The sequence below is a fragment of the Nonomuraea sp. NPDC059023 genome, assembly GCF_042740095.1.
Taxonomy (GTDB): Bacteria; Actinomycetota; Actinomycetes; order Streptosporangiales; family Streptosporangiaceae; genus Nonomuraea.
Genome location: NZ_JBHYIO010000010.1, coordinates 1 through 20,446, shown reverse-complemented (window position 1 = coordinate 20,446; position 20,446 = coordinate 1). Strand labels below are relative to the sequence as shown.

General features: G+C 71.5%; 16 protein-coding genes and 1 pseudogene. 8 read left to right on the top strand and 9 right to left on the bottom strand.

Going from position 1 to position 20,446, the window contains the following annotated elements:
* Positions 1-85 precede the first annotated feature (85 nt).
* On the bottom strand, positions 86-1,495 hold the full coding sequence (locus ACFWYW_RS18530; protein WP_379612016.1) for an MFS transporter: 1,410 nt from the start codon (positions 1,493-1,495) through the stop codon (positions 86-88).
* Positions 1,496-1,597: 102 nt separating this feature from the next.
* Between ACFWYW_RS18530 and ACFWYW_RS18525 the strand changes: the two genes are divergently transcribed.
* Entirely contained in the window at positions 1,598-4,384 is a 2,787-nt protein-coding gene (locus ACFWYW_RS18525; RefSeq protein WP_379612014.1) for a LuxR C-terminal-related transcriptional regulator, read from the top strand.
* On the opposite strand, the gene ACFWYW_RS18520 is transcribed toward ACFWYW_RS18525, so the two are convergent.
* Complete coding sequence (locus tag ACFWYW_RS18520) at positions 4,371-5,315, bottom strand: EamA family transporter (protein WP_379612013.1); 945 nt, start codon at positions 5,313-5,315, stop codon at positions 4,371-4,373. The two genes, ACFWYW_RS18525 and ACFWYW_RS18520, sit on opposite strands and share 14 nt — an antisense overlap.
* Before the next feature lie 42 nt (positions 5,316-5,357).
* Here ACFWYW_RS18520 and ACFWYW_RS18515 point away from each other — a divergent pair, with 42 nt between their 5' ends.
* Positions 5,358-5,852, top strand: coding sequence for a MarR family winged helix-turn-helix transcriptional regulator (locus tag ACFWYW_RS18515; RefSeq protein WP_379612252.1), 495 nt, complete (start codon positions 5,358-5,360; stop codon positions 5,850-5,852).
* A gap of 1 nt (position 5,853) precedes the next feature.
* On the opposite strand, the gene ACFWYW_RS18510 is transcribed toward ACFWYW_RS18515, so the two are convergent.
* The 4 genes from ACFWYW_RS18510 to ACFWYW_RS18495 form a co-directional block, all read right to left on the bottom strand.
* Positions 5,854-6,786, bottom strand: a complete 933-nt coding sequence (locus ACFWYW_RS18510; protein ID WP_379612012.1) for a hypothetical protein — start codon at positions 6,784-6,786, stop codon at positions 5,854-5,856.
* A 265-nt stretch (positions 6,787-7,051) separates the two neighbouring features.
* The gene (locus tag ACFWYW_RS18505) at positions 7,052-7,861 is read right to left on the bottom strand and encodes a CAP domain-containing protein (protein WP_379612011.1); all 810 of its coding nucleotides are present in this window, start codon (positions 7,859-7,861) and stop codon (positions 7,052-7,054) included.
* Between the two features lie 563 nt (positions 7,862-8,424).
* Complete coding sequence (dacB, locus tag ACFWYW_RS18500; RefSeq protein WP_379612010.1) at positions 8,425-9,966, bottom strand: D-alanyl-D-alanine carboxypeptidase/D-alanyl-D-alanine-endopeptidase; 1,542 nt, start codon at positions 9,964-9,966, stop codon at positions 8,425-8,427.
* 79 nt (positions 9,967-10,045) lie between these two features.
* A complete protein-coding gene (locus ACFWYW_RS18495) occupies positions 10,046-10,597 on the bottom strand; it encodes an FHA domain-containing protein (RefSeq protein ID WP_379612009.1) in 552 nt (183 codons plus the stop codon).
* Positions 10,598-10,685: 88 nt separating this feature from the next.
* Here ACFWYW_RS18495 and ACFWYW_RS18490 point away from each other — a divergent pair, with 88 nt between their 5' ends.
* From ACFWYW_RS18490 to ACFWYW_RS18475, 4 genes are all read left to right on the top strand, one after another.
* Positions 10,686-11,198, top strand: a complete 513-nt coding sequence (locus tag ACFWYW_RS18490) for a PadR family transcriptional regulator (RefSeq protein ID WP_379612008.1) — start codon at positions 10,686-10,688, stop codon at positions 11,196-11,198.
* A complete protein-coding gene (locus ACFWYW_RS18485; protein WP_379612007.1) occupies positions 11,195-11,875 on the top strand; it encodes an ABC transporter ATP-binding protein in 681 nt (226 codons plus the stop codon). The genes ACFWYW_RS18490 and ACFWYW_RS18485 overlap by 4 nt, the downstream gene beginning before the upstream one ends.
* Complete coding sequence (locus ACFWYW_RS18480) at positions 11,872-14,457, top strand: FtsX-like permease family protein (RefSeq protein ID WP_379612006.1); 2,586 nt, start codon at positions 11,872-11,874, stop codon at positions 14,455-14,457. Before ACFWYW_RS18485 ends, ACFWYW_RS18480 begins: the two co-directional genes overlap by 4 nt.
* A 104-nt stretch (positions 14,458-14,561) precedes the next feature.
* Entirely contained in the window at positions 14,562-15,032 is a 471-nt protein-coding gene (locus ACFWYW_RS18475; RefSeq protein WP_379612005.1) for a hypothetical protein, read from the top strand.
* Here ACFWYW_RS18475 and ACFWYW_RS18470 read toward each other — a convergent pair.
* From ACFWYW_RS18470 to ACFWYW_RS18460, 3 genes are all read right to left on the bottom strand, one after another.
* Entirely contained in the window at positions 15,029-15,784 is a 756-nt protein-coding gene (locus tag ACFWYW_RS18470; protein WP_379612004.1) for a class I SAM-dependent methyltransferase, read from the bottom strand. The genes ACFWYW_RS18475 and ACFWYW_RS18470 overlap by 4 nt on opposite strands.
* Positions 15,742-17,121: an MFS transporter gene (locus ACFWYW_RS18465; RefSeq protein WP_379612003.1), complete on the bottom strand. Its 1,380-nt coding sequence runs from the start codon at positions 17,119-17,121 to the stop codon at positions 15,742-15,744. The genes ACFWYW_RS18470 and ACFWYW_RS18465 overlap by 43 nt, the downstream gene beginning before the upstream one ends.
* An 84-nt stretch (positions 17,122-17,205) precedes the next feature.
* Positions 17,206-18,069 carry a hypothetical protein gene (locus ACFWYW_RS18460; protein WP_184960434.1) on the bottom strand — a complete coding sequence of 288 codons (864 nt, stop codon included), beginning with the start codon at positions 18,067-18,069 and terminating at the stop codon, positions 17,206-17,208.
* 276 nt (positions 18,070-18,345) lie between these two features.
* Here ACFWYW_RS18460 and serA point away from each other — a divergent pair, with 276 nt between their 5' ends.
* The gene (serA, locus tag ACFWYW_RS18455; RefSeq protein ID WP_379641016.1) at positions 18,346-19,935 is read left to right on the top strand and encodes a phosphoglycerate dehydrogenase; all 1,590 of its coding nucleotides are present in this window, start codon (positions 18,346-18,348) and stop codon (positions 19,933-19,935) included.
* Positions 19,936-19,970: 35 nt separating this feature from the next.
* Positions 19,971-20,446, top strand: a pseudogene (locus ACFWYW_RS18450) (hypothetical protein); the annotation flags it as partial.

The following is a 20,446-nucleotide window of genomic DNA, read 5'->3' as shown; positions in this document are numbered from 1 at the left end:
CCTGGGGGCTTTTTTGTCGCTGTCGCTCGCCCTGCCGTGGCTGCGGGGGGGGGGGCCCCCCCCCCCCCCCCCACCCCTCAGGCGTCTAGACGCTCTCCTCCGCCAGGACCGGGGTCCTGGACAGGCCGGGCAGGCGCAGCGCGGCCAGGACGCCGAGCAGCGATCCGGCGGCGGCGACGTAGGCGGCGACCGCGAGGCCGTCGGCGGTGGCCGCGCGCAGCGCCTCACCGGACAGCCCGCCAAGCCCGGCGTTGGCCACGGCCACCAGCACCGCCAGCCCGGCGCCAGAACCCACCTGGAGCGCGGTGTTGGCGATGCCGGAGGCGGTGCCCTGCTCGGAGCCGTCCACACCGCTGCCGACCGCGTTGAACATGGCCGGGTAGATCAGGCCCATCCCCAGGCCGACGACCACGATGCCGGCCAGCACGGTCAGGTACGACCCGTCCGCCGTCATCCCCGGCCCGAGCAGCGCGCTGCCCGCGGCGCCCGCGACGAGACCGGCGATGAGCGTGGTCCTGGTGCCGAGCCGGCCGATCAGGCGCTCGCTGATCGTGTTGCCGAACGTGATGGACAGGGTCGGGCCGAGGAAGGCGACCCCGGTCTGCAGCGCGCTGAACCCGAGCACGCCCTGGAAGTACAGCGTGAGGAAGTACGGGATCGCCTGCAGGGTGAGCCCGAACACCAGGATGACCACGGCGGCGGCGCTCAGGCTCCGGTTGCCGAACAGCCTCAGCGGCATCAGGGGGCTGGAGCTGCGTTTCTCCACCGCCAGGAACGCCCCCAGCAGGGCCACGGCCAGCAGGGCCGAGACGATCACCGGGGCCGAGGTCCAGCCCGCCTCCGGGCCCTGGGCGACGGCGAACACCAGGAGCGTGACGCCGGCCGTACCGGTGAGGGCGCCGGGCAGGTCGAAGGTCCGCCCGCGCTCCCGCGCGCCGTCGGCGACCAGCAGGCCCGGCGCGAGGGCGAGGCCGATGAGGGCCAGCGGCACGTTGACGAAGAAGACCCACTGCCAGCCGAGCCAGTTGGTGAGCGCGCCGCCGAGCAGCGAGCCGAGGCTCAGCCCCGCCGCACCACCGGTCGCCCACACGGTCAATGCTCTGGTACGGGCCCTGCCGGCCGGGAACATGGTGTTGACCAGGGAAAGCGTGGCCGGTGCGAGGATGGCCCCGCCGAGGCCCTGGAGCATCCTGGCCACGATCAGCAGGGCGGGCGAGGGGGCAAGGCCGCCGAGCAGCGAGCCCACGCCGTACAGGCTGAGGCCGGCGGCGAACATCCTGCGCCGGCCCACCAGGTCCGCCAACCGGCCGCCGAGCAGCAGGAACCCGCCGAACAGCACCGCGTAGGCGCTCACCACCCACTGCAGCGAGTGCGGGGTGAACCCGACCTCCCGCGCGATGTCCGGCAAGGCGACGTAGACGATGGTGAAATCCAGGGAGGTGATCAGGTTGGCGAACGCCAGGAGAGCCAGGCTCATCCCACGTTTCTCATTCACGGTCAAACTCCTTAAAACGGCTGGTCACCACCGTAGGAAAGGTCTACGTACCGCGAATCAGTAGGATTTCTGGGTTGGGTTACGGAACTTCGGGGGTGTCCGGTGGGCCACGTGCTGCACGGCAGGCACGCCGAGCAGGCCGCGCTCGGGGCCTTGGTCACCGACGCCCTGGAGGGACGCAGCGGGGCGCTGGTCCTGCGTGGCGAGGCGGGGATCGGCAAGTCGGCGTTGCTCGACTGGACCGCCGGGCGGGCGGCGGCGGCCGGGCTGCTGGTGGTCAGGGTGACCGGCATCGAGGCGGAGGCCGACCTCGCGTTCGCCGGGCTGGTCGGGCTGCTGTGGCCGTTGCAGTCCCGCCTGGATGACCTGCCCGAGGCGCAGGCCCGCGCGCTGCACACCGTCCTGGGCGGCCCGGCGGCCGAGGAGGCGCCCAGCGACCGGTTCAGGATCGGGCTGGCCGTGCTGACGCTCCTGGCGGAGCTGGCCGTCGATCGGGCGGTGTTGTGCCTGGTGGACGATGCGCAGTGGCTGGACCGGGCCAGCACGGACGCGCTGACCTTCGCCGCCAGGCGGCTCGGGGCGGACGGGGTGGCCATGGTGTTCGCCGCGCGGCAGGAGGGGTTCGACGCTCCGGGACTGGCCGAGGTGCGGCCCGGCCGGCTCGGGGCCGATGACGCCGGCCGGTTGCTGGGCGCGTACGGGCTGGCGCCGGCGTTGCGGGAACGGGTGCTGGCCGAGTCGGGCGGCAACCCGCTGGCGCTGCGCGAGTTCGCCGCCGCCGCGCCTGAGGGCGGGCGGGGCGAGCCGCTGCCGGTGGCCGATCGGGTGCTGGCGGCCTTCCGGGCGCAGATCGCGGTGCTGCCGGAGCGGACGCAGCTCATGCTGCTGCTCGCGGCCGCCGCGGGCAGCGCCCACGTCGAGTCCGGCCCCACCGGCGCTTCCGGCCACTCCGGTGCTTCCGGCCCTACGGGTGCTTCCGGCCACTCCGGCTCTGCTGGCCCTTCCGGCCCTTCCCGTGCTTCCACGCCTTCCGGTGCTTCGGGGCGGGAAGGGCGGACTGGGCGGGATGGGCGGGATCTGCGGGCGGTGCTGGCGGCGGGGGAGGAACTGGGGGCCGGGCTCGACGATCTGCAGCCCGCCGAGCGCGCCGCCCTGATCCGGGTCACCGGCGCCGGGATCGCCTTCCGGCACCCGCTGATCGCCACCGCCGCCTATCGCGGCATGCCCATGGCCCGGCGGATGGCCGCGCACCGTGCGCTGGCGGACGCGGCCGACGACCCCGACACGCGCGCCCTGCACCTGTCCCTGGTCACGATCGCCCCCGACGAGGAGACCGCGGCGGAACTGGTGGCCGCCGCCGAGCGCGCCAGGCTCCGTACCGCCTGCGCCGCCGCCGCACACCTCTACCGGCAGGCCGCCCACCTCACCCCCGGCCTGGACGAGCGCGCCGTACGTCTGGCCGAGGCCGCCACGCTCGCCCTGTCCGCCGGTGACGTCGACCTCGCCGCCGACCTGGCCGGGCAGAGCCGTTCACTCACCTCGGAAGGGCCCGCGCCGGCCACGGCGGCGCGGGTGCGGGCAGCGGTGGAGCTCGAACGCGGCGACGCCGGCGACGCGGCCGCCATCCTCGTGCATGCGGCCGGATCGGCGCCCGTGGACGTGGCGGCCGGGATGTTGCGCACCGCGGCCGACTACGCCTGGTTCGCCGGGATGCCGGACATCGTGGCGGTGGCCGCCGACCGCCTGGAGTCCCTGGGACGGCCGGACCCGGCGGCGCGCGGCATGGCCGCCCTGATCTCCGGCGACCACTCCCAGGGTGTACGCCTGCTCAGGACCGCCGCGCAGGACGAGGGCGTACCACGGATGCGGGCCGTGCACCTGGGCTGGATCGTGGGCGACGACGACGCCACCCTCGCCAGGGCGGCCGAGGAGGTGGCCATGTGCCGCCGCTACGGGCTGGTCGGCGCGCTGCCCGACGCCCTCCAGGCGCTCGCCCAGATACAGGTCGTGGCCGGGCTCCACCGCGACGCCGAGGCGTCCGTGGCCGAGGCGGCGGCGATCGCCCGTGACACCGGGTTGCGGCGCCGCGCCGGGCAGCTCGACACGGTCCTGGCCAGGATCGCCGCGATCGAGGGCGACGAGGAACGCTGCCTGGAGCTCACCCGCCACTCCACCGCCACCGGCAGGGTCGCCGCCGACACGATGCTGAGCCTTCTCGACCTGGGCCTCGGACGTCCCCAGGAGGCGCTCGACCGCCTGCTCGCCGCCCGGCGCGGGCCCGGCGGGCACGCGGGCGTGCTCATGGGCGCGACCGGGGATCTCGTGGAGGCCGCCGTCAGGGTGGGCGCGCCGGAGGCGGCGCGGGAGCCGTTGCGCGGGCTGCGTGAGTGGTCGGCCGCGGGTGGGCAGCCCTGGGCGCTGTCGATGGCCGAGCGCTGCCTGGCGTTGCTGACCGACGACGAGGCTCACTTCGCGCGGGCCGTACGGCTGCATGAGGGGACGAGCCGGCCCTTCGAGCGGGCGCGGACCGAGCTCCTCTACGGCGAGTGGTTGCGGCGGGAGCGGCGCCGCGCCGACGCGAGGGGGCTGCTCGGGTCGGCCTTGGAGACGTTCGAGCGGCTGCGTGCGCGGCCGTGGGCCGATCGGGCGCGCGCCGAGTTGCGGATCGCCGGTGGTTCCGCCGCGACGCCCGCCGCCGCGGACCTGCTCGACCGGCTGACGCCGCAGGAGCTCCAGGTGGTACGGCTGGCGGCCGACGGAGCCAGCAGCAGGGAGATCGCGGCCAAGCTGTTCCTGAGCCCGCGGACCGTCGAGTATCACCTCTACAAGGCCTATCCCAAGCTCGGCATCTCCTCTCGCAGAGAGCTGATCAAGCTCACGCTCGCCTAACCGAGGCCACGGGCTCGGCCGTGGTCTCGGCGGGCGGCTCGGTGCGGCGGCGTGGCCGGGAGGCGCCCAGCAGGATCGCACCCAGGACCGCCACGGCCCCGAGGAGCTGGCCGGGCGACAGCGACTGGCCGAGCGCGGCCCAGCCCAGAACGGCCGCCACCACCGGGCTGAGCAGCGCGAGGACCGTGACCCGGGTGGGGGCGAGCGTGGTGACGCCGCGGAACCACAGGACATACGCCAGCGCGGTGCCGACGAGCGTGAGGTAGGCGAAGCCGCCGAGGTTGGTGAGCGTGAAGGACGGCAGCGCCCCCTCGATCAGGAACATGAACGGCACCAGCAGCAGCCCGCCCCACGTCAGCTGCCAGCCGGTGAGCGCCAGCAGCGCGGTGGAGCGGTTCGCGAAGCCCTCGGGCGCGCCCCAGCGGCGCCCCAGTACGGTGCCCAGCGACATCACGCCCATCCCCGCGGCCGCCGCCGCGAGGCCGATCGGGTCCAGCGCGACCGTGGAGCGGAGCACGAGGAGCGCCACTCCGGCCACGCCGATGACCGCGCCGACCATGGCCCGCCCGCCCGGCCGTTCACGCAGCAGCAGGTACGCCAAGGCGGCCACCACGAACGGACCCAGCGCCCCGAGGACCGCAGCCACGCCGCCGGGCAGCCGGTAGGCGCCGACGAAGAGCAAGGCGAAGAACAAACCGATGTTCAGGAACCCGAGCAGCGCCGAACGCCACCACCACGCGTGCTTCGGCAGCGCCAGCCGTCCGGCGAGCAGGGCCACGGTGGCGATCAGCAGCAGTCCGGCGGGCAACGCGCGGACGGCAGCGGCCAGCAGCGGCCTGTTCGCGGGCAGGAACTCGGTGGTCACGAGGTAGGTGGTGCCCCAGAGCGCGGGCGCGACCGCGGTGAAGGCGACAAGCCGAAAGTCTCTCATACCTAAGTATCTTAGCCTTAAGCTACTTAGATGCAAGCTATTATGGGGACCGTGGACGACGTCGACCGCATCATCGAGCAGTGGGCCCAAGAACGGCCCGACCTGGACACCCAGGCCATGGAGGTGTTCGGGCGGATCTACCGCATCTCACAGCGGATGGGAGCCCGGCAGGAGCAGGTTCACGCGCGGTTCGGGATCAGCCGGGGCGAGTTCGACGTGGTGGCCACGTTGCGGCGGTCGGGCGAGCCGTACCAGCTGGCGCCCAAGGTGCTGGCGGCGTCGCTGATGCTGACCTCCGGCGGGATGACCGGGCGGCTCGACCGGCTGGAGAAGGCCGGGCTGGTCACCCGGTCACCCGACCCCGACGACCGGCGCGGCCTGGTCATCACGCTGACGGCGCGCGGGCTGGAGGTGGCCGACCAGGCCGTCACGGCGGGGCTGGCGGCGCAGCGCGAGGTGTTCGAGCGGCTCCCGCGCCGGGAACGGGAGCAACTGCCCGCCATCCTGCGCGACTTCCTCGCCCTCCTGGACGGCTGACCTACCTGCGGGCCAGCAGCTTGTCGTGCAGGGTCGCGTAGGTCGGGGCCAGGCGGCGCAGTGCCGCCGCCGCGGCCGGGTTGTCGCCCGTGGTGAGCGGATACTGGAAGGCGCCCAGCAGGCGGGCCTGCTCGCGGGCCACCTCGGCGGACTCCGGCAGGCCGAGCAGGCCGAGGCAGGTCGACGCGTCGGCCAGGCGGCGCACGCCGACCCTGATGGCGAAGCCGGTCAGCAGTCCGCGCGTCCGCGGCGGCAGCCCGGACTCCACCAGATCGGCGAGCGCGTGCACGGCCTCGGCGCCGCCGAGGGTGCCCGGCGGGATCGGCAGGTCGTCGCGCCCGGCCAGCCAGCGGGCCGCGCCGGGCAGCGAGTCGCGGAGCGCGTCCATGAACGGCACCTCGCGGACCCGGGTGAAGCCGGTGCGCAGGACGAAGCCCTCGGATTCGTACATGACGGACTCGGCCTGCCAGGACTTGAGGAAGTCCTCGACGGGCAGCGTGGCGTAAGGGAAGCCCTCCGGGTCGTGGAGGAGGACCGTGTCGCCGTCCACGGCGAGGACCATGACGTAGTGGTCGCCGCCGGGTTCCGGGGAGTAGGTCAGCAGTTCCATGTCGAGCGGGCCGGCCAGGGCGGGACCGCCGGTGGCGCGCAGGCGGGCCAGGGCTTCTGACGGGGTGCCGCCGGAGGTGCGTACGCAGGTCCAGCCGAGTGCCTCGATCGCCGTGTCCAGGCCGATCTCGGGGTCCCAGGCGTATGGGTCGAAGAAGGGAGTGTCGCCGCCGATGAGCTGTGCTCCGAACGGGGAGCCGGTCAGCGTTTCGATGACGCTCACGGGTGGCGCGTGCTCGCCGAGCGCCATCGCGAGCGAGTTGCTGTAGCAGTAGGGGCCGGAGCCCAGGTAGGTGACCATGCCGGTCAGTGAACGGCCTGCCACGGTGTGAGGGTCAAGTCCGGCGGTCCGCGCCGCCCGCCGTACCGCCGAGGGGGGAGTGGCGGCAGGGTGTCCGGGGGCGCGGACCGCTTGGGCGGCCCTCAGGCCCCTTGTGCGGCAGGGGCGGCGAGGGCGCGGGCCCGCCCTCGATCCCTGTGCGGTAGGGACGGAGGGCGGGCCCGCAGGGAGGGGAACGCCTGGGCGAGGTGGGATTCCGGCGCTTCGCGCACGGAGGAGGCCGCCCGGCGCTCCCGTGGCCGGGGCGGGGTCAGCGGCGGGCGAAGACCTGGGTCCAGTGCGGGCCCTTGGGGTCCTGGCCGGCGCCGATGTGGGTGTAGTTGCAGTTCATGATGTTCGCCTTGTGACCGGGGCTCTTCATCCAGCCGTCCACGACGGAGGCGGCGGTGCGCTGGCCCATGGCGATGTTCTCACCCCACGCGCTCATCGAGCCGAATCCGGCGGCCTTGATGCGGTCACCGGGGGAGCGGCCGTCCTGGGAGGTGTGGGAGAAGTAGCCCTTCGCGGCCATGTCGGCCGAGTGGCCCCTGGCGGCGGCGTTCAGCTTGGGGTCGTGGGTGAGGGGCTTGCAGCCGCCGGCCGCGCGGGCCGCGTTGGTGAGCTTGACGACCTCTTCCTCCACGGCCGAGCCGACGCCGCCGCCGTTCGTGGGGGTGGGCGTGGGCGCCGGGGTGCCCGTGGGGCTGGGCGACGGCGTGGGGGTCGGTGTCGGGGTCGGGGTAGTGGAGCACGACAGCCGCACGGGCCTGGACCTGCTGGTCTGGCCGGTGGAGTCGAGGGCGATCACGTAGAAGGTGCGCGGGGTGGTGGTGCAGCGGATTCCGGCCACGATGCTGCCGTTGGTGATGACCTTGGAGCCGCTCTTGACGGTGCGGTCGGGGCCCGGACGGGCCTGCTTGATCCGTACCCGCAGGCGGGCGGGGTCGTCGCAGCCCTTGCGCGCGGCAGCCCCGCGCACCATGCCCTTGCCGTCGATGTACGGCTTGGCCGCGACGATCTGGCAGAGCTCCGCGCCGGTGGTGGGGGTGGCGGCGTGGGCGGCGGTGACGGAAGTGCTCAATGCCGCCAGACTTCCGAGGCAGGCAAGTGCCTGGAGCTGTCTGCGCACGTTGTCCTCCGATGGGGGGTTAGACGCTGCTTCGAACCCGCATTCTGGTGCGCACACATCGGGCATGTCCCGAAAAACCGCCCTATACCTGGAGTCCCAGGTGTCCCATTCGTAACAAAACTCCCCCGCACCTGGGTAAACCTAGATCCCCGGCCGCGCGTCGCTCCCAAAATCACCGCCTCGGGGTACCGCTCCAACCCCCAAAACCACCCCCGTCGGGTTACGGCTCCAACCCCCAAAACCGCCCCCTCGGGGTTACGGCAAGCCGCCCCACCCCCACCCGCCGCCGTGCGCGCAGGCCGATCGTGGGGATCGCTTCTCACGTCGCACGTGGTCCCCGCCGCAACGGCCCGCCCCGACCGGCCAAGTGGTCCAACCCCGTAGGCGGCCGGCTGGGCGGGCGTAACGGCGGCCGGCCACGCGCGGCCTGCCTGCCGTGACCCTGGAATGCCCCCAGCCCCGTGCGGGGGTGGGGGCGGGGCGGCTTGCCGTAACGGATGGAAGATGGAAGGGGGTCAGCAGACGGCGGGCTTCAGCCAGGAGCATTCGAGATCGCCGGACGGCGAGGGGCTTGTGGAACGGAGCTCCGCCGACGTGGTGGGGTTGGTGCGGGAGAACTGGGCCAGGCGGATGGCGATCTTGTCTTCGAGGTCCTTCGGGGCGCCGGACAGGTACTGGTTGAGCATGATCGAGAACACCAGCGGCTCCCCGTCCGCGCTCGTCACATACCCCGACAGGGAGGTGACGCCGGTGAGCGAGCCCGTCTTGGCGTGGACGTTCCCGGCCGCCGGTGTGCCGCGCATACGGCTGCGCAGCGTCCCGCCCACGAAGCGGTCCTGCTCGCCCGCGATCGGCAGCGAGCTGTAGTACGCGGGGAACCACGGCTTGGCCCGCACCGCGCTCAGCAGTTGCGTGATCGACGTGGGCGTGAAGCCGTCGCGGCGGGACAGGCCGGAGCCGTCGCGCATGTTGATGACCTGGACGCCGTTGGCCTTGGCGAAGTCGGTGGTGACCTTGAGGCCGGCCGGCCAGGTGCCCTGTCCGGCGACCTTGCGGCCCATCGCCTTGACGAGGATCTCGGCGTGGATGTTGTTGCTCAGCTTCATGAACGGCACCAGCAGCTCGTTCAGCGGCATCGACTCGTGCTCGGCCAGCTCGGCGGCGCCGGAGGGCGCGGCGGCGGAGGTGGTCGGGCCGAGGACCTTCACCCCGTGCTTGGCCAGCGCCTTGCGGAACAGCGTCGACACGTAGGCCGTGGGGTCGTCGACCGCCACCCACTCGTCGTACGGGTCGGCCACGGTGCCGGTGATGACGACGGTCCTGGTGCCGTGCTGGCGTTCGATCAGCACGTTGGTCTCGGCGCCCACGGTGGCCCGGTTGACGATCTTGAAGTAGTCCGTCTCGGGCGTCGTGGAGACCTTCACCGCCGAGCCGGCGACGGCGACCGAGACGACGATGGAGCCGGCGTCGTAGTCGCGGTCGGGGGAGGCGGTCAGGGCCGAGATCGGCGCGGCGTAGTACGCGGTCTCGTCGTCCCACGCCCAGTCGTTGCCGAGGCGCTGGCCGTCGAACCAGGTGTCGTCGGCGACGAGCTTGCCGGTGACGAGCTTGATGCCCTTGCCCGCGACGGCGGCGGCCAGGCGGTCGTAGTCCTCGGCGAGGATGGTCGGGTCGCCGGTGCCGCGCAGGACGAGGTCGCCGGTGAGGACGGAGCCGACCTTGCGGCCGGAGGACAGTACGGAGGTGGTGAAGCGGTGGTCGAGACCGAGCGTCTCGGCGGCCGCGGCGGCGGTGAACAGCTTGGTGTTGGAGGCGGGGATGAGTAACTTGCCGGCGTCGGTGGCGTAGAGCTCCTCGCCGTTGGCCGCGCTCTTCACCACGACGCCCGCGCGGGCGATGGTCAGGCGGGAGTCGGCGAGGATCTTGTTGATGTCCGTGGCCAGGTCGGCCACGCCGGCGGCGGGGTCGAGCGCGGTGGCCGGTGTGGCGGGCGAGGAAGCCCACGCGAGGGCCGCGACGAGCGCGCCCGCGGCGAGGGAGGCGGAGGTGCGCCGCATGTGATCTCCAATGAGCTGAGAGGACTCGCTCGGATCATCGACCAGCGCGGGCAGCCTGTAATCCGCAAATATCCGTATTTTAGGCGGAGGGTTGACCCGAGGTCAGAAGGAAACCGCAGTCGCCGAAGGCGATCTCGTCACCCGAGCGTACCTTCGCCGGGCCCACCAGGCGCCAGCCGTTCAGCCGGGTGCCGTTGAGCGAGCCCAGGTCGACCAGCATCCATCCGCCGTCGTCCTCGCGCCGCAGCTCCGCGTGGATGCGTGAGACCGTCAGGTCCGAGAGCACGAGGTCGCAGGCCGAGCCGCGGCCCACGACGTAGCGCACCCGCTCGTCGTCAGGCAGCGCCAGCCGGGGCAGGCGCGGACGCCGCCACGCGGCCTGCACGCGGGTCGTGAGGTCGGACACGGCCGAGACCATGTCGGTCAGACGCTGCCGCAGGGTGGCTCTGCGAGGCAGGTCGGCGACCAGTTCGTCGAGCTCGTACTGGTTCTGCGCGCGCAACGCCTGATCCACCCTGCCGACGAAAGTGTCGTGAGAGATGCGTCCCTCGACTGCGCGGTCACGGAGCTCGTTGATCGCGCGATCACGTTCCCCGTCGGATGCGCGGAACGGGGGATGCGTCGAGCTCATTCCCTGAGTATCGGCCTGAGGAGCGTTCCCTGTCCAGAATACGAGGATCTCTTGCGATACGCATACTGAGTATGCATACTCAGTATCCATGTCGATCAGACACGGAATGCTGGCACTCCTGAGCGCTGGGCCACGTTACGGCTACCAGCTCAAGCAGGAGTTCGAGGCGTCGACGGGGGCGACCTGGCCCCTGAACATCGGCCAGGTCTACACGACGCTCTCGCGCATGGAACGTGACGGACTGGTCGAGCCCGGCGGCGCCGACGACCAGGGGCGATCCGTCTACACGATCACCGAGGCCGGTCGGGAGGACCTGGAGCGATGGTTCAGCACCCCCGTCGCACAGTCCGACCGGCCTCGGGACGAGCTCGTGATCAAACTGGCCATGGCCGTCGCCGCCCGGGACACGGACGTGGCCGGCGTCATCCTCACCCAGCGCACCGCCACCATGCGCGCGCTGCAGGAGCTGACCAGGGCCAAACGGGCCCACACCGGCGGGCTGGCACAGCGGCTCGTCCTCGATTCGACGATCTTCAAGGCCGAGGCGGAACAGCGCTGGCTGGACCATTGCGAGGCCGTTCTCAAGGAGAAGAAGGCATGACCGTGGTGAGTCTGCAGGACGTGGCCCGCGTGCACGAGGGGGTGCACGCGCTCAACGGGGTGAGCCTCGACCTCTCGCCCGGCGAGCTGGTCGCGGTGATGGGCCCGTCGGGCTCCGGCAAGTCGACCCTGCTCAACCTCGCCGGGGGGCTCGACCGGCCCACCTCGGGGCGCGTCGTGATCGAGGGACACGACCTGGCCGAGGTGGGCGACCTGGCCGCGCTGCGGCGCCGTAGCGTCGGATATGTCTTCCAGGACCTCAACCTCATCCCCGCCCTCACCGCGGCCGAGAACGTGATGCTGCCCCGCGAACTCGACGGCGTGCGCACCCGGCAGGCTCGCCAGGAGGCCCTGGCCGTGCTGGCCGAGGTGGCGCTCGACCACATCGCCGACCGCTTCCCCCAGGAGTTGTCCGGCGGCCAGCGCCAGCGCGTGGCGATCGCCCGCGCCCTGGTGGGGGAGCGCCGCCTGCTGCTGGCCGACGAGCCGACCGGCGCCCTCGACACCGCCACCGGCGACGAGATCCTCCAGTTGCTCCGCGGCCGCTGCGACGCCGGGGCGGCCGTCCTCCTGGTCACCCACGAGCCCCGGTACGCCGGCTGGGCCGACAAGGTGGTCTTCCTGCGCGACGGCGAGATCGCCGACTCGACCGCGGTCCCGCTGGAGAGCGCCCGATGAGCGCCTTCCGCGCCGCGCTGCGCATCTCGCGAAGGGACAGCCTGCGCGCCAAGGGACGCAGCGCGCTGGTCATGGTGATGATCGCGCTGCCGGTTCTCGTCTTCACCGCCCTGCTGACCGGCATCGACACGAGTATGGTGAGCTTCCGCGAGGGCCTGGACACCCGCCTCGGGTCGGCCGACGCCCACATCATCACGCAGAACCCCCGCTGGCCGATCGTTCAGAACGCCTCAGGAGACTTCGTCTCCTTCCTCGGCGAGCCCCCTCCCGGCGGCGACGCGGGCGTGAAGCCGCTCGAATGGAAGATCGAACAGCTCGCTGCGCTGGTGCGGGGCCGCCTGATCACCTACGACACGGGTTCGGTCGACGTCCGCCAGGGCGCGACCTACCTGAACGTGCCCGCGCTCGAGATCGACCTGCGCGACCCCATGACCCGCGGCATGCGCGAACTGGTCGGTGGCCGTTTCCCCGCCGCGCCCGGCGAGGTCGCGGTCTCGGCCACGCTCGCCGGCAGGGGGATGCGGCTCGGTGACACCCTCCAGGTGAGCAGGCAGTACCGGCCGGTGAAGGTGGTCGGCGTGCTCGCCCACCCGTTCGAGGTGGCCAGGACCGAGCTCGTGGCCCAACGCGGCACGATCCTGTTCGACAAGCGCGACGGCCAGGGGACCGGCTTCCTCCTTGACGCCGACGCCCCCGTGCTCTGGCCCGAGGTGAAGAAGCTCGGCCAGGCCGGACTGGTCGTGCACTCGCGCGCCGTCATCGCCGGCCCGCCGCCCGACACGGGCTTCCCGCAGCCCCACGGGCCGGAGGACCGCACCGTCGCCAACGTCATCACCATCGGCGCGGGCGTCGTCATGATCGTGCTGGAGACCGTGCTGCTTGCCGGGCCCGCCTTCGCGGTCTCCCTGCGGCGCAGGCGCAGGGAACTGGCCGTCTACGCCGCTCAAGGGGCCTCGCCCGGCCACCTGCGCACGATCGTCCTGGCAGACGGCCTCGTCCTGGGCGGGATCGCGACCGTCACCGGCCTCGTGCTCGGCCTCGCGGCGGGCGTGACCGGACCGTCGATCATCCCCGTCGTGTCGACCGTGGGCCCGATCGACATCCCATGGCTGTATGTGGCGGGCATCGCCCTGCTCGGCCTGGCCAGCGGCGTCATCGCCGCCCTCGTGCCGGCCGTCCAGGCCGCCCGGCAGTCCCCCGCCGAGGTGCTCGCCGGACGCGAGGACGTCATGCCGCGCGAGCGTGCCGGCAAGCCCGTGCTCGGGCTGGTGCTCGTGCTCGCCGGTCTGGTCGCCACCTACTTCGCGCTCCGGTCGCTCTTCACGATGATCCTGGCCGCCGCCGTGCTGGTGCAGCTCGGACTGGTCGCGCTCATGCCCTGGCTGGTCCGCCGCAGCGCGGGCCTGGCCGCGCGGCTGCCACTCTCGCTGCGCCTGTCCGTCCGCGACGCCACCCGCCATCGCGTCCGTACGGCTTCCGCCGCCGCCGCCGTCATGGGCGTGACCACCACGCTGGTGGCGGTGGGCATCGCCTTCACCAGCCTGGACGCGCACTCACGCGACAGGTACGGCGCCAGGATGCCCGCGGGCACGGTCTCCGTCTCGGCGCTCACCGCGGACGACCGGGCCTGGGCGGAGCTCCGGGCGACGGTGGAGAAGCGGTTCTCGGGGACGACGTTCGTGCCCGGCTACGCCGTACACACCAAGAGGGGGCGGATCGGCAACCTCGGGGTTTCCGAACCGATGAAGGTCTGCGATGAGTGTCACCAGGCTTTCACCCTGCACGAGGTATCGATCGGCGACGCCGACCTGCTCGCCCTCGCCCTGGGCCGCAGAGACGCCAAGGCCGAGGCGGCCCTGGCGGAGGGGAAGGCGATCGTCTTCCGCCCCGAAGAGGTGAAGGACGGCGGGCTGGAGCTCGAGTTCCTCGGCGAGGGCGGCGGGGCGGCGTCGAACATCCGGGTTCCCGCGGTCCTGGTGCGCCCGTCCGACAAGCTGCTCCAAGGGGCGCTGGTCCCGCCCTCTGCCCTGACCAAGGCCGGTTACCAGGTCAGCCCCCGCCGCCTCTACGCCGCCTACACCCCCGCCGACCCGACGGCGTTCCAGAAGGAGATGGAGTCGCTGGCCTGGGGCGTCTTCGCCCGGGTGGAGACCGGGTACCGCAACGACTTCGAGGCGTTGTTCCGGGCCATGGCCGTGGCGGCGCTGGTCCTGGCACTCGGCGGCACCTTCGCCGCCACCGGGCTGGCGGCGGCCGACATGCGTCGCGACCTGGACACCATGTCGGCGGTGGGCGCCCCGCCCGTCACCAGGCGGCTGGTCGTCGCCGCGCAGGCGGCCTACATCACGCTGCTCGGCACCGTGGTGGGCCTCGGGGCGGGGACGGTCACGGGCGTCGCGTTGGCCTGGTCGGAGATCTCCAACGCTGCTACCGGCGAGGAACCGGAGCCGACGAGCCTGAGCCAGATCGTCTTCCCGTGGCCCCTGCTGGCCGTCACGGTGATCGTCCTGCCGTTGGTGGCGGCGGTGATCGCCGGAGCGTTCACCCGCACCCGGCTCACACTGTCACGCCGCATCGCCTGAGTTATCCACAGAACCCCGTTCTGCCCTTCGGCCCCCTCCGCCCGGCTGTCACAGTCGGTCACCAACCGGTGACACCTGGCGGAGGGGGTTCTAACATGATGACCATGGCGCAGATCTGGACCATGATCGGCCTCATGGGTGCCGCTCTGGCCACCATGATCGGCCTGTGTTTGCGTACCATCAGGGCCGAGATCAGCGGCCTGGCAGGCGAGACGAGAGCCGAGATCGGCGGCCTCCGCAACGAGATGCGCGCCGAGTTCAGCGGTCTGCGGAACGAGATGCGGGCCGGGATCGGCGGTCTGCGGAACGAGATGCATGCCGAGATCGGCGGCTTGCGTAAGGAGATGCACGCTGAGATCGGTGGGTTGCGTAAGGAGATGGTGGCGGAGTTCGCGGGTGTGCGGAATGAGATGCATGCCGAGGTCGGTGGGTTGCGGCATGAGATGAATGTGCGGTTCGACCATGTGGATCGGCGGCTGGACAAGCTTGAGGGGCTTGACCGTGAAGTCCACGCGCTCACCCTCAAGGTCTCCGGCCGGCAGCCGCCACCGCCCAAGGAGACCGACGAGGACTAGGCCCGGCGGGTCACCCGGATCTTCGACTGCTTGTGCCGGAGGGTCTCCCAGTCGGCCATGAAGACGGCGTCCAGGTCGTGGCGGTCGGCCAGGGCGACGAGGGTCTCGGTGCGGTAGTAGAAGTCCTCCCGCAGCACCTGGTGCTCCTTGCCCTCGGTGCGGTCGAAGGTGAAGTCGAACCACCCCTCGGGCTTCATCACCCGCCCCACGTGCCGGAAGCACTCCTCGATGACCTCCAGCGGCGAATGTGAGAAGACGCTGTGGGCGTGCACGACGTCGAAGTGCGCGTCGGGCAGGAAACCCAGGCGCAGGTCGCGTACCGGTGTCAGGTGGGGCAGGCGGGACTGCAGCCCGTGTGTCACCAGGGTCTCCTGGGCGGCGACGAGGATGTCGGGGGAGATGTCGAGGCCGTAGTAGTTGCCGGGATCCAGGTAGTCGATGAACAGGCGACCGGCCCGCAGGTTGCCGCAGCCGATCTCCAGCATGCGGTGCTCGGGGCTCAGGCCGTGGCGGACCAGGTAGTCGAACTGCATCTGGCCCAGCCTCATCCAGCGCTCGTGTGACTTGGAGCCCACGGCCGCCTCGGCGCTGCGGGCGGTATCGGACTTCATGACCGCCCGGTAGTAGGCCACGTGGTCGTCGGTGCGCAGGCGCAGCCAGGTGTCGCGGCTCAGGCGCCGCAGGTGGGGGAAGATCCGGTCCGGATGCCTCAGGGCATAGCGGGCCTGGTGGTAGAGGCTTGATCGGTCCATGGGACGTCCCTCGGCAGGCGGTACTTCAGTGTCATGAAAACAGACAACAGGATGATTACCGAGGGCACCACGGTCTGACCGAGCAAAACTGCGGTAACCGCAGTGTCAGGTTGTGTGACCGGGCGGCTCGGATCCGACTCGATGAAGCCGCCGATCGACAGCACCGTCCCGAAGAACAGCGCGCCGAAGGAGGCGATGCCGCTCTCGATGGCCGTCCACAGCCCCGTGAACACCCCGGCGCGCCGTTTGCCGGTGACCGCGGCGTCCACCGCGACCACGTCGGCCAGCATCGAGAACTGCAACAGCTGGACCCCCGCGATGCCCGCACCGACCAGGAGCAACGTCACATGCGCGAAGACCGGCCCCAGCACGGGCGTGGCGGCGGCCAGCGCCGTCCCGCCCGCGTAGATCATCGCGGCCAGCACCATCGCGCCCCGCTTGTCGAAGCGCTTCGACAGCCAGACCCAGAGCGGCATCGTCAGCAGCATCGGCCCGACCAGCACCGCGAAGAGCGTGGTGGTCGCCTTGGGGTTGCCGACCGTGTACGCGGCGAAGTACGGCGCGGCGGCCAGCATCATGCTGACGGCCAGCATCTGGGTCGAACTCAGCGCCAGCAGCCAGATGAAGGCCCGGTTGCGCCGGACCGCCTTGAACTGCTCCCACAGGCGGCCGCCGTCGGGTTCGGGGGCGCCGGTCATGGGGGCGCGGGCCGTACCGAAGAAGGAGCCGAGCATCGCGGCGAACATGATCACCGCGATCGTCACCGCCATGAGGCGGTAGCTGCCGAGGGTGCCGTTCTCGCCCTGGCTGTTGACGATCGAGGGCGCGAGGATGCCGCTGATGGCGGTGGCGGCGCCGATGAAGACCATGCGCCACTGCAGCAGCGAGGTGCGCTCGTGGTAGTCCTCGGTCATCTCGGCGGGCATCGCCTTGTACGGGACCTCGAACAGCGCGTACGCGGTGGCGGCGAGCAGGAAGCAGGCGCCCACGTAGAGGGCGGCCGGCAGGCCGCGCAACGGCGGACCGGCGAAGACGGCGACGAAAGCCAGCGGCAGCGTGAGCGCACCGGCCAGCATCCACGGACGGCGCGGCCCGAGGCGCGATCGGGTGCGGTCCGACCAGCGGCCCACCAGCGGGTTGATGACCAGGTCCCAGACTTTGGGCGCGGCCACGATCGCACCGGCCAGCCAGGCGGGCACCGCCAGGAAGTTGGTCATGTAGTACAGCAGCAGCAGGCCGGGGACGGCGGCGAAGGTGGCCGTGCAGAAGGAGCCCACGCCGTAGCCCAGCCGCACGCCGCGCGGGACCGTGGGGGCGTTCGCCGCCGATGCGATCATGCCTCACATTCAAACCTACCGAGCCCTTGCTCGGTAAGGCCCAACGCCCGGAACCGGCGTCCGCTCGGTCCCGGGAGAACGCGCTCAGTCGGTGACGTCCGCGCAGACCACGTGCGCGCCGATCTCCACCATGCGCTGCTCGCTGCGCGCGTCGGCCACGCGGGCCATCAGGATCGGCGCCCCGCTGGCGGCGAACTGCGGCAGCCTGGCCCGAGCGCCCCTGTGGAGGTCGCGCACCACGTCCTCGGCCGCCGACATGTGCACCTTCACGTGCAGCATGATCCCGGTCGCGCCCGACGCCGTGCGGGCCTCGGAGATCCACACGTGGTGCACGAGCGGGTAGTCGCCCAGCAACTGGGCGATCGCCTGGCGCAACGCGGGCAGGATGGGATGGGTGCAGCGCCGGTATCCGGGATCCACCTGCTGCATCGGCCCGGACAGGTGGGGGCGCGGCGCCGGGATCCACGGCTGGGCGGGCGCCTCCGGCATCATGGCGGTCTTGTGCGCGGGCCGGAACATGTCCCCGCCGCGCGAGACCGTCGCCATCGCACCCGTCGCGTAGGCCGCCGGGGCGGCGGCCGACAGCACCGGTGTGGGTCCCGTCCTGGTGGATCGCAGGAAGCGCTGCAGATCGTCGATCGGTACGGCTGCCGCGGCGGGCCCGGCAGCGTCGATCACGATCTCGCGCACCCCGGTGACCCGCTGGATGTCCAGGATGGTGTCGGCGTCGCACGCCGAGAGGGAATGGCTGCCTCGATGCCGGGCGTAGGTCATCGGGCTGGTGTACCCGAGCAGTACTCGGTCACCTGCCTGTGTCGTGCCGAGCACGACTGATCGGTCTGGCCGCACGGCAACGAGGACTCCACCATCACTGAGGGCGCCGAGCAGGCGATGGGGACTGCCATGCTGGGCGAGCACGTCGGCGAGAGCGGGGTTCCCGATGCTCATATGACGAACCATAGGTAGTTGGCCACGGCTTATCAGGCTAATAGCGAATAAATCTCCCGATCAAGACAAAGATGGCCACGGGATGGATGAGATTCCCCGGAGCGGGGTACTCGTCACCCTCGTATCCCCCGTCCCAGCTGCGGTATCAGCGTGCTGTACGTCTCAGATCCCAAGACCCTCGTGAACGCGTTCACAAGCGCGGATACACTCTGAGGGATCCCGAGGGGCCCGCCGCAGTGCCCCTCCACAGCCCGCCGCATGCCCTAAGGATCCACTGTGAACAAGCCCGTCGTCCTGGTCGCCGAGGAGCTGTCCGAAGCAGGCCTCGCCGTGCTCGCCGCGGACTTCGAGGTCCGTCACACCGACGGCGCCGACCGCTCCCAGCTTCTGCCCGCCATCGCCGATGTGGACGCGATCATCGTGAGATCCGCCACGCAGGTGGACGCCGAGGCCATCGCCGCGGCGCCGAAGCTGCGTGTGGTCGCCCGCGCCGGTGTCGGCCTCGACAACGTTGACGTCGATGCGGCCACCAAGGCCGGTGTCATGGTCGTCAACGCGCCGACCTCCAACATCACCAGCGCCGCCGAGCAGACGATCGCGCTCATCCTTGCCTCCGCCCGCAACACCGCCCAGGCCCACTCGGCGCTGAAGAACGGGGAGTGGAAGCGGTCCAAGTACACCGGTGTCGAGCTGGACGAGAAGGTCGTGGCCATCCTCGGCCTGGGCAAGATCGGCCAGCTCGTGGCCCAGCGCCTGCAGCCGTTCGGCGTCGAGCTGATCGCCTACGACCCCTACCTGCCGCCGGCCCGCGCCGCGCAGATGGGCGTGCGGCTGGTGAGCCTGGAGGAGGCCATCAAGCAGGCCGACTTCATCACCGTGCACCTGCCCAAGTCGAAGGAGACCCTCGGTCTCATCGGCGACAAGGAGCTGCACGAGGTCAAGCCGAGCGTACGGATCATCAACGTCGCCCGCGGCGGCATCGTGGACGAGGGTGCGCTCTACTCCGCGATCAAGGAGGGCCGGGTCGCCGGCGCCGGTCTCGACGTGTTCGCGAAGGAGCCTTGCACCGACAGCCCGCTGTTCGAGCTCGACCAGGTCGTCGCCACCCCGCACCTCGGCGCCTCCACGCACGAGGCCCAGGAGAAGGCCGGCACGCAGGTCGCGCGGAGCGTGAAGCTGGCGCTGGCCGGCGAGTTCGTGCCGGACGCGGTCAACGTCCAGGGCGGCGCGGTCGCCGAGGACGTCAAGCCGGGCCTGCCGCTGGCCGAGAAGCTGGGCCGCGTCTTCACCGCGCTGGCCGGCGAGGTCGCCACCAAGCTCGACATCGAGGTGCGCGGCGAGATCGCCTCCCATGACGTGCGCGTGGTCGAGCTGGCGGCGCTCAAGGGCGTCTTCGCCGACGTCATCGAGGAGCAGGTCACCTACGTCAACGCGCCGCTGCTGGCCAAGGACCGCGGCATCCACGTCGAGCTGGTCACCAGCTCCGACAGCCCCGACTGGCGCAACGTCGTCACCGTCCGCGGCGTCCTGGCGGACGGCCGCCAGGTCTCGGTGTCGGGTACGCTCTCCGGCCCCCGCCAGGTCACGAAGATCGTCGAGGTCAACGGCTACGAGATGGAGATCGAGCCGACCGCGCACCTGTCGTTCTTCACCTACACCGACCGCCCCGGCATCGTCGGCGTGGTCGGCCGTCTGCTCGGCGAGCAGGGCATCAACATCGCCTCGATGCAGGTGGCCCGCGACGCCAAGGGCGGCAAGGCGCTCATCGCGCTGACCGTCGACTCGGCCATCCCGGCCGACGTCGTGGACCAGATCATCGCCGAGATCGGCGCCGACAGCGGCCGCTCGGTGGACCTGGAGGACTAGATCGTTGATGTGAAATTCGGTGATCGGCTGCGGGCATGACGAAGGGCGTCCATGGTCGGTGTGTGAAGACAGACTTAGACGCCCTTCTGATCGCACTCTATGTCTATCTGGATGATCATGTGATGCCTTCGCGGGAAAGCCCCCGAGGCCGTGGGCGTCCGGCGGTGCTGACCTCGGCCGAGGCGGTGGTTGTGGCGGTGGCGCAGGTGCTGCTGCGCTGCGATCAGGAACGGTACTGGTTGCGGGTGGCGGCGGGCCGGATCGGTCATCTGTTCCCGCGGCTGCCGTCGCAGTCTCAGTACAACCGGCAGGTGCGTGCTCTGGGCCCGCAACTGTCGGCGGCGGCGCTGTGGCTGGCCCGCCAGGTCCCGACCTGGTACGAACCACTCCGGCTGATGGACGGCACCCCGGTCCGGTGCGGCGCCTCACGGGTCACGGTCAATCGCTCGAGCCTGGGCGAGATCGCCGGCTACGGCATGGACAAGTCCCACCACGCCTTCTACTGGGGCGC

Bases quoted from the DNA above. Each gene is read 5' to 3' on its own strand.
- ACFWYW_RS18520 (WP_379612013.1), bottom strand. From the start codon at position 5,315: ATGAGAGACTTTCGGCTTGTCGCCTTCACCGCGGTCGCGCCCGCGCTC.
- ACFWYW_RS18515 (WP_379612252.1), top strand. From the start codon at position 5,358: ATGGGGACCGTGGACGACGTCGACCGCATCATCGAGCAGTGGGCCCAA.
- dacB (WP_379612010.1), bottom strand. From the start codon at position 9,966: ATGCGGCGCACCTCCGCCTCCCTCGCCGCGGGCGCGCTCGTCGCGGCC.
- ACFWYW_RS18495 (WP_379612009.1), bottom strand. From the start codon at position 10,597: ATGAGCTCGACGCATCCCCCGTTCCGCGCATCCGACGGGGAACGTGAT.
- ACFWYW_RS18490 (WP_379612008.1), top strand. From the start codon at position 10,686: ATGTCGATCAGACACGGAATGCTGGCACTCCTGAGCGCTGGGCCACGT.
- ACFWYW_RS18485 (WP_379612007.1), top strand. From the start codon at position 11,195: ATGACCGTGGTGAGTCTGCAGGACGTGGCCCGCGTGCACGAGGGGGTG.
- ACFWYW_RS18480 (WP_379612006.1), top strand. From the start codon at position 11,872: ATGAGCGCCTTCCGCGCCGCGCTGCGCATCTCGCGAAGGGACAGCCTG.
- ACFWYW_RS18475 (WP_379612005.1), top strand. From the start codon at position 14,562: ATGGCGCAGATCTGGACCATGATCGGCCTCATGGGTGCCGCTCTGGCC.
- ACFWYW_RS18470 (WP_379612004.1), bottom strand. From the start codon at position 15,784: ATGGACCGATCAAGCCTCTACCACCAGGCCCGCTATGCCCTGAGGCAT.
- ACFWYW_RS18465 (WP_379612003.1), bottom strand. From the start codon at position 17,121: ATGATCGCATCGGCGGCGAACGCCCCCACGGTCCCGCGCGGCGTGCGG.
- ACFWYW_RS18460 (WP_184960434.1), bottom strand. From the start codon at position 18,069: ATGAGCATCGGGAACCCCGCTCTCGCCGACGTGCTCGCCCAGCATGGC.